The sequence below is a fragment of the Dongia mobilis genome (assembly GCF_004363235.1).
Taxonomy (GTDB): Bacteria; Pseudomonadota; Alphaproteobacteria; order Dongiales; family Dongiaceae; genus Dongia; species Dongia mobilis.
The window spans coordinates 633,348-649,640 of sequence record NZ_SNYW01000006.1; the positions used below are offsets into that span (position 1 = coordinate 633,348).

General features: G+C 63.5%; 12 protein-coding genes. 4 read left to right on the forward strand and 8 right to left on the reverse strand.

All coding sequences use genetic code 11. The features are described 5' to 3' along the window. Positions 1-230 precede the first annotated feature (230 nt). Positions 231-1,298, forward strand: a complete 1,068-nt coding sequence (gene rfbB, locus A8950_RS04495; RefSeq protein WP_133612390.1) for a dTDP-glucose 4,6-dehydratase — start codon at positions 231-233, stop codon at positions 1,296-1,298. 52 nt (positions 1,299-1,350) lie between these two features. On the opposite strand, the gene A8950_RS04500 is transcribed toward rfbB, so the two are convergent. After that, complete coding sequence (locus A8950_RS04500) at positions 1,351-2,088, reverse strand: hypothetical protein (RefSeq protein ID WP_133612391.1); 738 nt, start codon at positions 2,086-2,088, stop codon at positions 1,351-1,353. Further along, positions 2,072-2,854 carry an FkbM family methyltransferase gene (locus A8950_RS04505; RefSeq protein ID WP_166644995.1) on the reverse strand — a complete coding sequence of 261 codons (783 nt, stop codon included), beginning with the start codon at positions 2,852-2,854 and terminating at the stop codon, positions 2,072-2,074. Before A8950_RS04505 ends, A8950_RS04500 begins: the two co-directional genes overlap by 17 nt. Positions 2,855-3,068: 214 nt before the next feature. Here A8950_RS04505 and A8950_RS04510 point away from each other — a divergent pair, with 214 nt between their 5' ends. Then, positions 3,069-3,632: a class I SAM-dependent methyltransferase gene (locus tag A8950_RS04510; RefSeq protein WP_166644996.1), complete on the forward strand. Its 564-nt coding sequence runs from the start codon at positions 3,069-3,071 to the stop codon at positions 3,630-3,632. A 73-nt stretch (positions 3,633-3,705) separates the two neighbouring features. On the opposite strand, the gene A8950_RS04515 is transcribed toward A8950_RS04510, so the two are convergent. The 5 genes from A8950_RS04515 to A8950_RS04535 form a co-directional block, all read right to left on the reverse strand. Further along, the gene (locus A8950_RS04515) at positions 3,706-4,431 is read right to left on the reverse strand and encodes a hypothetical protein (protein WP_208109732.1); all 726 of its coding nucleotides are present in this window, start codon (positions 4,429-4,431) and stop codon (positions 3,706-3,708) included. A 20-nt stretch (positions 4,432-4,451) separates the two neighbouring features. Next, entirely contained in the window at positions 4,452-5,255 is an 804-nt protein-coding gene (locus tag A8950_RS04520) for a hypothetical protein (protein ID WP_133612394.1), read from the reverse strand. Positions 5,256-5,280: 25 nt separating this feature from the next. Further along, the gene (gene flaF, locus A8950_RS04525) at positions 5,281-5,730 is read right to left on the reverse strand and encodes a flagellar biosynthesis regulator FlaF (RefSeq protein ID WP_133612395.1); all 450 of its coding nucleotides are present in this window, start codon (positions 5,728-5,730) and stop codon (positions 5,281-5,283) included. 72 nt (positions 5,731-5,802) lie between these two features. Next, complete coding sequence (locus tag A8950_RS04530) at positions 5,803-6,159, reverse strand: flagellar biosynthesis repressor FlbT (RefSeq protein WP_133612396.1); 357 nt, start codon at positions 6,157-6,159, stop codon at positions 5,803-5,805. Positions 6,160-6,335: 176 nt separating this feature from the next. Then, positions 6,336-8,582: a flagellin N-terminal helical domain-containing protein gene (locus tag A8950_RS04535; RefSeq protein ID WP_133612397.1), complete on the reverse strand. Its 2,247-nt coding sequence runs from the start codon at positions 8,580-8,582 to the stop codon at positions 6,336-6,338. 343 nt (positions 8,583-8,925) lie between these two features. Here A8950_RS04535 and A8950_RS04540 point away from each other — a divergent pair, with 343 nt between their 5' ends. Together A8950_RS04540 and A8950_RS04545 are read left to right on the forward strand one after the other, a co-directional pair. Further along, entirely contained in the window at positions 8,926-12,339 is a 3,414-nt protein-coding gene (locus tag A8950_RS04540) for a tetratricopeptide repeat protein (protein ID WP_166644997.1), read from the forward strand. Positions 12,340-12,424: 85 nt separating this feature from the next. Further along, entirely contained in the window at positions 12,425-13,567 is a 1,143-nt protein-coding gene (locus A8950_RS04545; RefSeq protein WP_133612399.1) for a tetratricopeptide repeat protein, read from the forward strand. 139 nt (positions 13,568-13,706) lie between these two features. Here A8950_RS04545 and A8950_RS19930 read toward each other — a convergent pair whose 3' ends face one another. Continuing rightward, positions 13,707-15,941 (reverse strand): flagellin N-terminal helical domain-containing protein, encoded by a 2,235-nt coding sequence (locus A8950_RS19930; protein WP_133612400.1) that lies wholly within the window; start codon positions 15,939-15,941, stop codon positions 13,707-13,709. Positions 15,942-16,293 lie beyond the last annotated feature (352 nt).

The following is a 16,293-nucleotide window of genomic DNA, read 5'->3' on the forward strand; positions in this document are numbered from 1 at the left end:
CCCGTTTGGCGCAATGGGATTCCTTCTGGGGGCTCGGTATGCAAACAACGGGCCAAGAAAATTATCGTTGTTTGCCAAAATATTAGTCCTGCTCCGGGAAAGTGAGTGCCAGGCGCGGAGGGTGCCGCCGGGGCGAAAGGTTCCGCGTCGTGGCACAAACTGCCGGGTGCCCGGCGGCAAGGCGGCTGTGTTAAGAAGATGCCGACTTCAGGTCAAAGTGCAGGAGCAACATGGCGATCGGCGGCAGACGGGTCCTGGTGACCGGTGGTGCGGGATTCATCGGTTCGGCGCTCTGCCGCCGCCTGGTGGCGCGGGAAGGGTGCGAGACGCTCAATTTCGACAAACTGACCTATGCCGCCAGTCTCGATTCCCTTGCGCCCGTGGCGCATGACAGGCATTACCGGCTTTCGGTCAGCGACATCTGCGACCGCGCCGCACTCGACGCCGCCTTCGCCGATTTCCGGCCGGAGATCGTCTTTCACCTGGCGGCAGAAAGCCATGTCGACCGCTCGATCGACGGGCCGGAGGCGTTCATCGAAACCAATGTGGTGGGTACCCAGCGCCTGCTCGCCGCTGCGCTGCAGTACTGGCGCGGGCTCCCCGTCGCGGCGCGGGACGCGTTCCGCTTCGTCCATGTCTCGACCGACGAGGTTTATGGCAGCCTGGGCCCGACCGGCTGCTTCACCGAGCAAAGCCCCTATCGGCCGAGTTCACCCTATGCCGCCAGCAAGGCGGCGTCCGACCATCTGGCGCTGGCCTGGCATGCAACCTACGGCCTGCCCGTCATCGTCAGCAATTGCTCGAACAATTACGGCCCTTGCCAGTTTCCGGAAAAGCTCATCCCGCACATGATCATCCGGGCGCTGGCCGGCGATACGCTGCCGGTCTATGGAAGCGGCGAAAACGTGCGCGACTGGCTGCATGTCGAGGACCATGTGGCGGCACTGATCGCTGTCGCGACGGGCGGCCGCGCGGGCGAGAAATACAATATCGGCGGCCATCAGGAGCGGCGCAACATCGACGTGGTCGGGGCGGTTTGCGATGCGCTCGACCGGCTGCAGCCGCTCGCCGCCGGCTCCTACCGAGACCGCATCGCCTTCGTCAGCGACCGGCCGGGCCACGATTTCCGCTATGCCATCGATCCGGCCAAGGCCGAGGCGGAAATCGGCTGGCGGTCGACCATCGGGTTCGATGCCGGCATCGACCTGACCGTGCGCTGGTATCTCGACAACCAGGGCTGGTGGCGCAACATTCTTTCCGGCGGTTATCGCGCCGAGCGGCTCGGCCATAGCGCGTGAGGCACCGCCGGGCGTCCTGACGCCGTTTACGACAAAGCCGTCGGGGCCGGCACTATTTCTCCTCCAGCTTGCCCTTCAGGTCGAAAAACAGGATGTCGCGCTGTTTCTTCGGCCCCTTGACCGGCTCGACGCCGTGGAAGCAGGCAGCCGTCTTCGGAAAGGACACGACCACATTGGGTGCATAGGGTGCCGTGTAGACATGGTCGAAATCCTCGAAGTCGAGGTGCGGCCCGCCTTCCTGGGTGAAGCGCCGGTCCTTCGGCACATAAAGCGCGGTGCCGAGCTCCTGCGAGGAATCGTCCTCGGCCAGGTAGAACAGCATGGAAACCAGCTTGGTGATGTTGTCGGTATGGGGGCCGAGGCTGTAGGTTTCCATGTCGCGCATCAGGAAGGTCTCGTGCCAGACCTTCAGCCCGCGCCCGCCGCCCTTGCCGGTGTCGCGAAAGCGCCCCTCGATATAGGGGCGGAACAGGTTGAACACCGCGCCGGAAAACTCGCCGTCGCCCAATGTCTCGAACATGTGGCGCCAGAAATCCCGCTGCGCCGGGGCCAGGTTGGTCTTGTCGAGATCGCTTGGGAACAGGGAGAGGCGGGCGCGGGAATAGCCCGTGCCGACACGGCCCGTATCCGCCAGGACGGCATATTCCTCATGCGCCGGCAGGTTGCGCCGCAATTCCTGAAAGAAGCCGGCGGGGAAGACGTCGGTGACATAGATGTGTGCGAAGGGATAGGTCCGGATCTGGGCATTGGCGATCCGGTAGATGAGGTGGAACTTAACGTCGGAAAACATACTCGCCCACTCCGGTAAAGGCGCCCTCGGTGCGTGCCGCCCGCGCGACCTGGGCGGGATCATAGCTGAAACCCAGTTCCGACAAATGGTCCAGAATGCCGCGGTGCTCGGCCAGATGCGGGTTGATCTCGATGATCAGCGACTTCACGGCGGGATTGCGCAGCGTCTCGGCGGCGCCGGCGATCACCTTGTGCTCGAAGCCGTCGACGTCGAGCTTGATGTGGCTGGGGACCGGCATCACGCCATCCGCGATCAGTTGGTCGATCCGGGCCGAGAAGCAGCCCTGGATGAAGGGCGATTTGCGCTGCTCCAGCTTGAAATCGACCGATTCGTCGAAACTGTGGCAGGAGCCGCCGATGGTGAAGTCCGAGAGGTGGATGGTGCTGAACTTGGCCTCGTCCGACAGCGCACAGCAGAAGGCGGTCACCCGCTCCGACAGGCTGTTGCTGACGATGTTCCGGCAGAGCAGGGCGTAGTTCTGCGATTCGGGCTCGAAGGCGAAGACCCGGGCGTCCCGGATGACGGCGGCGAACACCGTATACATGCCGACATTGGCGCCCACATCCAGCAGCGTCCCGCCCATCTCGATGGATTCCAGCCACTCGATGGTCGAGGGTTCCTTGGTGAACAGCGTCTGCACCCGCCAGAGCGGAGTCTTGCCCGGCAGGGCATAGCGCAGCTTCTTGCCCTTGTAGGGAATGCCGATCACCGGCATGCCGGCATCGTATCGCTTCACCGCCTCGATGACGCGCGGGTCGATCTGCATATTCGGTCGCCTCGGCTCTGTCTCTGCCAGCATCTGGAGCATGCCATTACCTCAACCGTAGGGGGGCGTTAACAAATTGTCCAGATTTGGTCAGCATAATCCGTGCCATCGGGAATCACGGACATTAAATATTGCCGGGCATTAAATGCCGGGCCGTGGCATGCTTCCTGCTTGGTTATCCGGCAGCCTTGGCACGTCAGAGATGGAGCGACAGATGGCCAGCCCCAGCGGACAGATCAGCGAAGAATACCGGCGCATGCAGGAGAAATTGCACGAGAACCCCAATTACGGGGTGGCTTCGGTGCAATACGCCCCCGTTGTCGCCAAGATCATGCAGCAGACCGGGACCACCGAATTGCTGGATTACGGCGCCGGCAAGGGGCGCCTCGGCGAGACCCTGCGCCAGATCATCTCGACGCCGCTCAAAATCCATCATTACGACCCGGCGCGGCCGGAATGGGCGGCCGAGCCCAGCCCCTGCGGCTTCGTCTGCTGCATCGACGTGCTGGAGCATATCGAGCCGGATTTCCTGGACAATGTACTGGACCACCTGAAACGCCTGGTGATGAAGCGCGGCTTCTTCACCGTCCATACCGGTCCGGCCATCAAGATCCTGCCGGACGGCCGCAACGCGCATCTGATCCAGGAGCCGCCCTCCTGGTGGCTGCCGAAATTCATGGAACGCTTCGACCTCACGGTCTTCCAGAAGATGCCCCAGGGATTCTGGGTCCTGGTGGAGCGCAAGCCGGAAAAGCCGGTCCTGGTCGAGCCGGTCTGAGCCGGTCGAGCGCTGCCGGAACGAAAAAAGGGCCCGGAAATCCGGGCCCTTTTTGTTGCTGCGGGCGTGGCCCTCAGTTGCTGAGGATGGCGTCCTTGTGCAGCTTGGCGACGCGGCCGCCGCCGGCCGTTTTCGCCGAGTGCACCGAATGCGCCATCAGTTCCTGCCAGCCGCGGGTTTGGTTGGCGGCCTGGTGTTCCGCCTTCCATTCCTCGGTGTATTCGCTGCCCGCGGTTTCCGGGAAGATCGGCATGCCCTGGGTGTAATGCACCAGCTTGGCGTCGCTGCGCGGCGGGTCATAGCCGACCAGGTGGTTCCATTCGCGCGGCAGGTCACCGACCAGTTCCTCCGGCAGCCAGTCGAGGCCGTGCGGCGCCTTGCACTGCTTCGGATCCTCGACATAGTCCGGGGTGAGGATGCGGTTCGCCGGATGGCCGCAATTGAACAGGATCATCGAGGCCCATTCGAACCGCTTCACGTTCTTCGAGACCATGGCGGCGTAGCGGTCGTCGGTCAGGGCAAACAGCTCGGCCAGATCGGCAAGGCACAGATAGTCGATGTCCATGAACATCGCCCAGCCCTGATAGCCGCCGAGCCAGGGGGTGAGAAAGCGGCTGAAGGTGAAGGGGGTCAGGCCCTTGCGGGTCATCGGCAGGGTGGGGAGAACCAGTGGCGTGATCGCAACCGGCTTGGAGCAGCGGCGCAGGATGCTGAACTGCAGCACGTTGTAGGCGACCGCCTGGCGGTGGTCATAGCCGATGAAGATGCGCAGGGGCTGCTCGTAGGTCTGTCCGGACATCGCCGAAACTCCGTTATCTCTCAAAACAACGCGTCGTACAGGGCACCGTTCAGCTTGCTGGTGGCCGAGGTGCCGATCGCCGGCAGGTTGGCGATGAAGGAATAGCTGGAACTGAGGCTGCTGATCAACGCGTCGGTGCCGGCGCCCAGGCTGGTCGAAAAGCCGAACTGGTCCTGGTTGGGGTTATAGCCCTGTTCGATCGTGTCGTAATCGTTGACATAGGTGCCCTGGGTCAACTGGACCGCATACTGGATGTTGTTCTTCATGTTGGGATCGGCCCCGGGCATGCGCGACAGGCGCATGATGTAGTCGCCCTGCTTCATTTCCAGCCTGCCTTCCCGCAGGACGGTGTAGCGGGCATAGGCGTCGCCGGCCTTGGGATCACTGTCGACCAGCAGCTGGCCGCTCGATTTGGAAAAGACCTGGACGCGGAGCTGGTCCTTGTAGGTCGGGTCCGCGATCAGGGTGCCGAGCTTGGTTGCCGCCGTGGTGTTGATGCGAAACTTGAACACATCGACGGCGTCAGACTGCGACAGCGCGCTGAACAGGTTGAGGCGCGAATTGTTCTTCCGCAGCACGCCGATGTCGCGTGCCGTCATGTTGTTGTCAATCCGGACGTCGTAGCTGGTCTTCTCGAACTCCTGCACTTGGCCGGATTGGGACAGCTTGATCTGGTCGATGATCTCGGTGATCTCGTCCGTGATGCCGGACAGGTCCGGCCCGCTGGTCGTCGCCGCGTTATTCGCGCCCGAGGTGGTGTTGAACAGCGACGAGGTGTCGCTGGTCAGCAATCCGGTCGGGGCTGCGGTGATTGCGGTCGACATCGTCGGCTCTCCGGTTCAGTGGCCGTCAGGCGGTCACGTTCATGACGGGCCTGGCCTGGCTGCCCACCAAGGGGGCTTCCGTCGATCGCGGCGCCGCCGGTTGCGCGGAATCCGCCGGCGGGGTCATCGACAGGCCCTCGGCAATGGCGCGGTTGATATCGATGATCGGCTGGATCTTGCTGCCGTCGAGATCGGCCAGGCGCTGCATGATGTGGCGATCCATCAGGACCGACAGGGCGAGGACGTTGTCCCTGATTTCCTTGGGCAATTCGTTGCCGGGGTCGATCAGCGAGGCCTGGAAGATCGACCAGAGCCGCTGATTGAGAATGAGGGCCGCGCGCAGGCTCTCGCCGGCGTCATCGATGATCCGCGCGGCCGCCATCAGGCGGCGCGACGCCTCGGCCAGCGCCCAGGCCTCGGTGCTGCGCGGGTCCATATCCTTCGGCTGACTGGCGTAACCGACCGCTGCCTTCATTCTTGTTCCCTCCGGGGGTTGCTCCGGCCGGATCTGATCCGGCCAGCGACCCGCTTATCCCTAGAAACTCGTCTAGAAGAGCTTCGCCGTCGCTTTGAGGGCCCGGTAATAGTCCCCAGAATGCACTAACCGTGCCACCTCGGTGAGCTCGGTCAGGGAATCCGGCCGGTGACGCATGGTTTCCGCCAGGATGATCTCGAATTTCTCAAGATTTCCAGGCGCATCTTCCGGGAAGAGGTAGATCAACTGAATGATCAGATAGAGCTTCTTCTCGATCGTATCGGCCTTTTCTTCCTTCATGACCTCGCGGCCGCGCAGGAAATTGGCCTTGTTGAAGAGATAGAAACTTCCTGGTTCCTCGCCCCGTCCGATGACGGCACCGTTAACAATTACCTTTTCCCCGGGTCGCAGGGTGAACTTGAGTGGCAAGACAGGCCTCCGGCATTTCTGGCACCTAGCCTGTCACCCCTTTGGTCGTTCTCCTGAAACCCATCGAACGCCACGACGCTCTTCGATGATACCTCAGTCGGCAGCCATCAGGCTGCCTGGGGGGAGACGGGCAGCGGCGACGCCGCCGCTGCCCGATCCTACCCAACCACCGGCGGTTAGAACAACCGCAGGATGGCCTGCTGCGCCTGGTTGGCCAGAGAAAGCGAGATCGTACCCAACTGCTGCCTGGTCTGCAGCGTCAGGATGTTCGCGCCCTCTTCGTTCTGGTCAGCCGCGGTCAGCTTGTTGGCACCCTCAATCAGCACGTTCGAGAACTCCGCGGTATAGGTTTCTCGAGTCTGGATGATGTTGAGGTTGGTACTGAGGTTCGACGATGCGGCACGCAGTGTCAGCTTTGCAGCATCCAACTGCCTGATCGCATTGTCGATGTCAGCCCGGTCGTTCCAGCCGTTCTGGGCGAAGTCGAGCTTCAATCCCTGACCGTTGGTCTGAACGTTCTGACTGATCACCGTGACGTTGCTGGTGTTGTTCTCGTTGAGCTGCACCTGCAGGTTGTTGGCGTCACTGGCATCGGTCACCTGCTGGGTCTTGATGGTGGCCGTATCGCCGGTATTGGCTTTGCGGACATCGAACAAGACTTCGCGTTCGGCGGTGAATTCGCCGCGGACCTTGTAGTTGATCTCCTGCCCGGTTTCGACGAGTGTCGTCGCCGAAAGCGAGAAGGCAAAGACCGCGCCGCTGTTCAGGCCGCCCTGGACGCTGAAGGTCAGCGTGGACGCCGCCGCCAGCGAGAAGCCGGACAGCGTGATGGTCACCGACGCCGTACCGCCGAACTCGTCGGTGTACTGGAAGGTGGCCGAGGTCGAGGTCAGGTCGGTGACGGCGATGTTGATGCTGGTCACCGTATTGTCGGTAAAGCTGCTGGCGCTCGTGATGCCGATGAGGCCAACATTGATACCGTTGGTTTCGATCGTGTTGCTGACTTCGGTCAGGTCGGCCGAGGCAGCGGAGGCCACGAACTTCAGCTCGCTGACGTTGAACGCCACCGACGCTTCCGCATCACCCGAGATCAGGCCGGCGAAGGCGAATTCGCGGCTGGTCTGGCCGACGCTGAAGGCGAGCGACACGGAGGTGCCCGATTCGGTGTCGGTTGCGGTGATGTTGAACTGCGTGAAGTTGCCGGTCTCGTAGTCGAACGAGGTGCCGACCACGGCAAAGGAAACCGTGGTATTGGCCGAGACCGTCGAAACGCTCGCCACCTTGATTTCGCTGATGGCGGTCGCACCGGTACCATAGGCGAGGCCGACCTTGGCGTCGTACTTCGACGATTGCAGCAGGGCGCGCTCGTCGACGGAGACACGGGCCGTGCCGGAATCGAACGCGAACGCGTTCTCGCCATTGGCCAGCTTGCTCTGGCCCAGAAGGTTGAGGCCATCACGGGTGATGACTTCGCCGTTCTGGTTGGTCACGATCAGCTGCAGATCGACGTTCTTCTCGATCACCGAGGTGCCGACGCCGGCGGTATCCGGCACGTCCTCGATGGCGTCGAAATCGACGTCGAAGCTGACATTGGTGCCCGTGGTGAAGCTGTGCGCGAAGCGCAGCGTGACACCATTGGACTGGGCGATCTGCCAATCCAGCGACGTGAAGGTCTGGGTGACCGTCTCGTTGCCTTCGGTGACCGTGAAGGTCTTGTCCTTGCCCTGGCCGCCCGTCAGCTTGATCGAAACCGAATCGTAGTTGAAGCGGGTGGTCGAAGCAAAGCCGCTGATCTCGAGGTTCGAGATGCCGCGGTCGGTCTGCGCGCGGGCGATGTCCGCGGTCGAGCCGGAGACGGTGCCCTCGCCGGTGACCGAGATCTTGTACTCGTCCGCCGAGACGACGTTGGTGACGCGGGCGCCACCGATGCCGGGCAGGGCGTTGACCAAGGCCTTCGAGGAAGCCGTGGCGTCGAGCGACAGACCGGAACCGACCAGCAGGTTCTTGCCCTGGTAGCCCGAATCGGCCGCGAGGCGGTCGATCTGGCGCAGCAGCGAGTTGTACTGGTTGGCAAGGTTGTTGCGCAGTGCGACGGACGAAGCGTCGGTGCCCAACGAGCCGAGAGCCTGGGTGGTCAGACCGCGGGCCTGTTCAACCAGTTCCTCGATCTTGGTGATGCCGGTATCGGCAGACTTGATCGTGCTGATCGCCTGGCCGAGGCCGTCCTTGAGGCCGTTCAGATCGCCCGCGCGCTGGGTCAGGCCCTTGGCGGCAAAGAAGCTTGCCGGGCCGTCGAGTGCGCTGTTGATCTTGTTGCCGGTCGCCAGGCGGAGCTGGGTGCGCTCCAGGCTGACGGTGGTCTGTTGCAGCAGCAGGAGGTTGCTGCGGATGCCAGCGGTAAGCTGGACGTCGTTGGTTGCCATGAAATTGCTCCCTTTGGAGGCAAATTGCGCTGAAACTTTGTTTCAACGGCCGCAAGCGGAATGCGGGCGGCTGGATCTAGGAAGCAATTTCCCTGCCAGATGGAAAATTCTGCCGAATTCCCGGTATTTGGCGGTTTTTCGGGGGCCAATCCGGCGCTGGCTGGGCAATTGTTGCCGGGCACGGCAAGAATTGCCTAGGCAAGATCGATCAGGGGGAAAATCCTGCCGATTCTTCAATGACTTAGGATTAACAAAATGTTAATTTTGCCGATCTAGACCGGATCCGGCTGGTACAGGATGTGCATGAGGGGTGCAGATTATGCCTGGGCAGGAGCGAAGTGTCATGGATGCGATGCTGGACATCATCGATTTTACCGGCCAGGGAGTGGCCGGCGGCAAGACGGGTGCCCTCGCGCGTCCGGTCCAGCCAGTTGCGGCGGCGCCGAAACCGGCTCCGGCGCTGAGCCGCGAGGCGCAGGCCAGGGTCCAGAAACTGCTGCAGGATTCGGCCCAGTACCATCGCCAGGGAAAGCTGGCCAAGGTACGCCAGGCACTCGAGCAAGTGCTTGAAATCGAACCGGAAAACGATACCGCGCTGTTCAATCTGGGGATCATCTATCGCGACGAGAAGGAGACCGCCAAGGCGGAACTGACCCTGCGCCGGGCGATCAAGTCCAATCCCGAGCGGATCGAGGCCTATCACGCGCTGGGCGACCTGCTGTTCAATGCCAAGCACGCGCTGACGGCGGTCAAGGCCTATGAATCCGGCCTCGAGCGCGCGCCGAACCATCTCAAGATCCTGATCAACCTGCTGCGCGCCCGCGTCGCCTTGCGCCAGTTCAGGGAGATCGAGGCGCTCAGCCGCCGCATCCTGGCGATCGAACCCGACGAGGCGGACATTCTCTGCTATCTGGCGCTGGCCATCCTGCGCCAGGAAAAGAGCCTGTCGGAGGCCCTGCAACTGGTCGACAAGGCGATCGGGCTGGATCCCAATCATGTGCGCTCGATGGTCGTCAAGGAACGGATCGCTGCGGCGATCCCTGACCCTGCCATGCAGAAGGCGGCGCAGGACTGGCTGATGGAACGGGCCAGGACGGGCGACATCACCGATATTCGCGACATGAAGGAATTGTACAACTGGGCCGACGCCGTCAAGGAATGCGCGCCCTATATTCACGAATACCTGCAGCGCCACCCGGATGATTCCGAGGCCGAGAGTGCGCTGATGCATACCATCATCGCCGATGGCGACTTCGAAGAAGCGCACCGCATGATCGAAAAGCTGGCGGCGCAGTTTCCGGACAAGCCGCAGCTCGAGATGTCGCGCTGTCTCAATCTGTTCCGGCTCGGCCGCTTCGAAGACGCCATGGCCAAGATGGAGTGCCGCTGGGCCCGCGACCAGGCCGGCGCCAAGCTGGATTTTCCCTGCCCCGACTGGAAGGGGGAGGATGTCCGGGACGGCAAGCTGGTGATCTATGCCGAACAGGGTGTCGGCGACCACATCATGTATGCCGGGCACATGATCCCGGTGCGCGAGCGGGCCAATCACATCGTGTTCGAGGTGACGTCGCGCCAGACCACCCTGTTCCAGCGCAGTTTCCCCGATTTCGAGATCATCGACCGGGTCAACCTGCCGCCGAACTGGCGCAAGGGCGACGTCAAGGCGAAGGTGGCGGCCGGCGATCTCGCCTATGTCATGGGCGAGGATTACCGCGACCTGCCGGGCCGCGCCGGCTTCCTTATTCCGCATCCCGGCCTGCTGCAGCGGTTGCGCAAGAAGTACCAGGCGCAGTTCCCGGGCAAGATCCTGGTCGGAATTTCGTGGCGCTCGGGCAATCGCGACAGTTCTGCCGTCAGGTCGCTGGAGCTCGAGAACTGGCTGCCGATCCTGAAGAATCCCAATTGCGGCTTCGTCAGCCTGCAATACGGCGATGTCGCGCGCGACATCGAGGACCTGAAGTCCGAATTCGGCATCGAGGTCCTGCACGACCAGAGCGTCGATGCGATGGGCAACATGGACCCGTTCACCGCCCAGGTGGCGGCGATGGACATCGTCATCTCGGTCGACAACAGCACGGTGCATTATGCCGCCGGTCTCGGCAAGCCGGTCTGGGCCATGCTGCCGATCAATTCCGACTGGCGCTGGCTGACCGAGGGCGACAAGTCGATCTGGTACGATTCCCTGCGCCTGCTCCGGCAGCACAGGGGCGATACCTGGGAAGGCCTAGTCGAGAATGTCGGCAGCATGGTCGCCGGCCTCGATGCCGGCGAATTGCAGGCCGCCCATATCGCCATGCTGCGGCGCTGCGCCGAGACGCTGCAGCGCTTTGGGCGCACTTCCGAGAACGAGGATTACTGCAGGATGCTGCTGGCCGAGGACGCCTGCAAGGATGTCGCCCTGCACGGCATCGCCCAGGCGGCCATGAAGGTGGGCAAGGCCGAGGACGCCGTCGCCATCCTCGCCCGGGCGATCGAACTGGCGCCGGATCGCGCGGAACTGCGGGCGGAATTGGCCGTGGCGCTGAATGCCGCCGGCGAGCATGAGCGCGCCGAGCGGCTGGCGCGCGACACGCTCCGCCAGTTCGGCGACAGCGAAGCGGCGCTGATTGCGATGGGGCGCGTACTCATGCGCCTGGAGCGTTTCGACGAGGCGAGCGATTTCTTCGCGCGCGTCCTGCGCATGAAACCCAATCACGTTCAAAGCCGCGTCAACCTGGCCAAGCTGCTGGGAGCCCAGGGCGAATGGGATCTGGCGCGCAGCAACTATGCCAAGGCGCTGGCCTTTGCCCCCACCTCGGCGGTGGCTCATGTCGGGGCCGCTGAGGCAGCTCTGCGCCAGCGCGACTGGAAAACCGGCTGGCAGCATTTCGGCTGGCGCTTCGGCGTCGCCCCGGGGCGGCTGCCGCGCCACCTGGAGACCATCGATCCGAAGAACTATCCGCCGGAATGGAACGGCGCCCATCTCAAGCGCAAGCGCATATTCCTGCGCGCCGAGCGCTCGATGAGCGAGCAATTGCTGTTTGCGCCGCTGCTGAACCAGGCGATGGCCGAAGCGCGCTACATCCTCGCCGAATGCCATCCCAACCTGTTGCCGCTGTTGCGGACGCTCTTTCCCAAGATCGATTTCGTCCCCCAGGAGACGCTGCAGCCCAAGGATATCGTCGAGAAGCGCATCCAGATCCAGACCAGTCTCGGCGATCTTGCCGCGCGCTACCGCGCATCGGCGGCCGATTTCGCGTCCAGCGAGAATTTCCGCCTGCCGGTCGACCCTGGCCTGGCGCGGCAGTTCGAAACCGAGTATCGCGAGGTCATGCCGGGCCGCCGCCTGATCGGCCTCAGCTGGCGCGGCGGCGACGGCGCGCTGAAGGCCGCATTGACCGACTGGCTGGGCCTGTTCGATGCCGAGGACGTGGCGGTCGTGGCCTTGCAGCACAGCCCGCGCCAGGCTGAACTCGATGCGCTGGCGGCAACCGGGCGCAACATGATCATCGACCCGCGCGGGGCCGAAAGCCTGGCGTCGGCGGCGGCCCAGATTGCGGCCCTCGATGCGGTGATCGCGGTCAATGACGTCACCGCCCATCTGGCGGCCCATCTCGGCAAGCGGGTGGTCAAGCCCGTGTCGCGGGTCGACCATTGGTGCTGGGGGGCTCCGGAGACGCCGCAACTGTGGTACAAGAACGTCACCACGATCTGCCAGCAGACCGGCGGCGACGATACCATCGCGCGGGCCGTGCGCGCCGCCATCGGCCAGGCCTAGGTGGTGACCAGCCGGGACACGTCACGGGCGGGGTCGGTTGCGCTCTGGCGCCGGCGCAAATTCGTGGGAGCTGAGGTAGGGTGACATGAATCGCAAATCCCGCCGCACCGCGGCGAAACACCTGCGGACCGCCGATACCAGGCGCGCCGATGCGGCGACCTCCCAGGTCCTGATCGACCAGGCGGTGGCGGCCGCCCAGTCCGGCCGCTGGCAGGAGGCCGAGAAGGTCCTCCGCTATCTGCTCTCGGTCGATCCCGACAATGCCGAGGCGCTCCACATGATGGGGATGGCCCTGGGCAGCACGGGCCGCGCCACGGAGGGCATCGACATGCTCCGCCGTGCGACCGAACTGAAGCCCTCGGAGGCGCTCTACTGGCAAAATCTTGCGGCCTGCCTCTTGGGTGCCGAACAGCCGCACAAGGCGGCCGAGGCAGCGCGGCATGCGGTCACGCTGGAGCCGGGCTACGTCGCCGCCTGGAGTCGTCTGGGTGACGCGCTGGCGGAGACCCAGGATTTCAACGGCGCCTGCGGCGCCTATGAGCGCGTGCAGGCGCTGGCCGGACAGGAACTTGGCAACCTGAAGCGGATCGCCAATTGCCAGATGAATCTCGGCAGGCTCGACATTGCCGAAGCGACGTTGAAGAGCGCCGATGCCATGGCGCCGGATGACCCCGAGATCCTCGCCAATCTTGGCGCCGTCTTGGTCGCGCGCAGCAATTATGTCGACGCCGTCGAAGTACTGGCGAAGGCGGTCGAGCATGACAGCAAGAAATTTACCGTCGTCTATCATTACGCCCGGGCCCTGGCCGGTGCCGGCAAGGCGGAACCCGCCCTGCTCTGGGCGCGCAAGGCGACGGCACTCGAACACCGCTCGCTCAATGCCTGGGTGCTGCTCGGCAAGCTCGCGCTCGATCTCGGGCATCTCGCCGAAGCCGAAGTTGCCGCCCGGCGCGCGACGCAGCTGGGGCCCGACACCAGTGAAGCGAGGCAGCTGAACCAGCGGCTGAAAGGCGTCGCGCCGGCGACCAAGCAGACCCCGGCCTACATGGATTTCCACCTGGGCGATCCGGATGCAGTCGCGCCGGTTCCGGGCGTGCCGCTCAATGTCACCTTCACCGACGCGCCGGTTCAGAAAGTTCCGTCTCCGAAGGATCCGATGAAAAAGGACGACGCGAAAGCGCCCGCACCTGACGGCACTTTCGATTTCACCATCCTGAAAATCGACTGAGCTTCTGCCGGCAGGAATGGAAGCGGCCGCCCAGGGATCCCTGGGCGGCCGCCTGCCGTTCGGCGCAACAGAAAGCCGGCCCGGTGGGAGCGAATCACCGGGCCGGCTGCTGGGCGCGTCGCAGGTAACCCGCGACGGCCTAGAACAGGCGCAGAATGGCCTGCTGCGCCTGGTTGGCGAGGCTGAGCGAGATGGTGCCGAGCTGCTGCCTGGTCTGCAGCTGCAGCATGTTGGCGCCTTCCTCGTTCTGGTCGGCCTGGACCAACTTGTTGGCGCCCTCGGCCAGCACGTCGGTGAACTCCTTGGTGTATTCGAGACGCGTGGTGATGACATCCAGGTTGTTGTTGAGTGCCGAGGCGGTGGATCGCAGCCTGATCTTGGCGGCATCCAGCATCGCCTTGGCGTTGTCGATGTCGGCCCGGTCGCGCCACTCGTTCTGCGAGAAGTCGACAGCCAGACCCTGACCATCGGTCCTGACGTTGCGGCTGACCACGGTCAGCTGATTGGTGTTGGTCTCGTTCAGCTGGACGGTCAGGTTGTTCTGGTCGGTGCCGTCCGTCACCTGGATCGTGTTCAGGGTCGAGGTGATGCCGGCCTGGGCCGCCCGCACGTCAAAGCGCAGGTCGTCGGGGGCGGTGAAGGCACCGATGGCGTTGTAGGTCAGCGTCGCCTCGGCATCCTCACGCAGTGACGTGCCGCCGATCGTGATCTGCACCACGGCACCGCTGTTGACGCCGCCCTCGATGACGAAGCTCAAGACCTGGGCGGAATCGAGGGTGCCCGTCACCGTCGCCTTGCCGCCATAGCCGTCGTCAAGCACGAAGGTCGAGGCCGAGGCATCCGTCTTCAGCGAGATGGTGATCTTGTGGGCAAGGTTGTCGCCGAGGCCGGTGATGCTGGTCAGGCCCACATTGCCGGCGGAGATTGCGCCGCCGAGGACCTGCTCGGTCGCGTCGGCCTGGGTTGCATCCGAGGCCGATGCCACGGTGACGCCGTTGAGCCCGGCCCGCAACAGGTTGATCTCGACGCTGGTGCCGTTATCCGCGATGGAGCTGAAGGTCGCGAGGCCATCGGCGCTGATCGACAATGCGGCGGTCGAGAACGGTCCGGTGGCCGCCACCGTATAGGTGTTGAACCGTCCGGAGATGAAGTCGAAATCGGCCGGGTCGGCGGTGGCGGCGACGGTGTAGGTATAATCGTTGGAGATGCCCGTCGTCGCGATCGACGGCGTGCCGACGATGGCCGACGCGGCCCGGCCATAGGCCTCGCCCACCGCGGCGCTGTAGGCCGCGGATTGCAGGATGGTGCGTTCGTCGATGGTCAGGCGCGGCGTGCCGGTGTCGAAATTCCAGCTGTTCTCGCCGTTGGCGAGCTTCTCCTGGCCGAGCAGGTTGTCGGCCGAGCGGGTGATGTTCTGCCCGACGCCGTTGAAATTGGCGACACTGACGCCGAGGTCGACGAACTTCTCGATAATCGACGTGCCAAGACCGTTGGTGTCCGGCACATCGTCGATCAGGTCGAAATCGATGTCGAAATTGATGTGGGTGCCGCTGGCAAACTGGTGGTCGAAGTTCAGCAGCTTGCCGGTCGCCTTGGCGATGTCCCACTGTTCCGTGGTGAAGGTCTTGGTGACGGAAACGCCGCCTTCGGTGACCGTGAACGTCTTGTCCTTGCCCACGCCGCCGGTATAGCGGACGACCACGGGGTCAAAATTGCCGGACGTCTTGCTCTGGAAGCCGGAGACGCGCAGGTTGGTGATGCCGCGGTCGCGCTCGGCATTGGCGATGTCGCTGGCATTCGCGGAAATGGCGCCGTTGCCGCTGATGTCGATGACGTAGTCGTCCGCCTTGGTGACATTCGTCACGCGCGACGCGGTGACGCCGGGCAGCGCGTTGGTCGCCGATTTGGAGGACGAGGTCGCGTCGAGCCGGATACCGGAGCCGAGCAGCAGGTTCTTGCCCTGGTACTGCGAATCCTCGGCCAGTTTGTCGATCTGGCGCAGCAGCGTGTTGTACTGCTCGGCCAGGGATTTGCGCAGCTCGACCGAATTCGAATCGCTGCCGAGATTCTGATAGGCGGTGGTGATGAGGCCGCTCGCCTGTTCGAGCAAACTCTCGATCTTGGTCATGCCGGTATCGGCGGCCTTGATCGTCGAGATCGACTGGTCGATCGAATCCTTCAGGATGGAAAGATCATCGGCGCGGCGGTTGAGGCCCTTGGCGGCAAAGAAGGCGACCGGGCCGTCCAGCGCAGAGTTGATCTTGTTGCCGGTCGCCAGGCGCTGCTGCGTGCGATCGAGCAGCGATGTCGTCTGCTGCAGCAGAAGCAGGTTGCTGCGGATACCCGCCGTCAATTGAATGTCGTTGGTCGCCATCTGGGTTCTCCCGAATGTGTTTGCGACGCAGGCGGCCTTTTTGACCGCCCAGGCGGCGATATCGCCACGTCTCGGAAGCACTAATGCAGGGCGCGTGCCAACTCATAAATTATTGATTTAAAACAAAAAAAATGAATTTTTGGCTCGTGCGGCGGGCTGCAGAGTCTGCGCGGCGCGGCATCTTCCGCCGGGTTTGACCGGCATTTTCTGCAGTTTTGTGGCAGTGGCGGCACCTGCCGGCGGCGGCGGCGTGGGGCGATGGTCGGGATGGCGCCGGCCGGCGACGCGCCTTGGCTTTACCTGAAAGGTGAACGGCCAGGGCTAACCGAATATGGGGCCGTCATATCCAGAG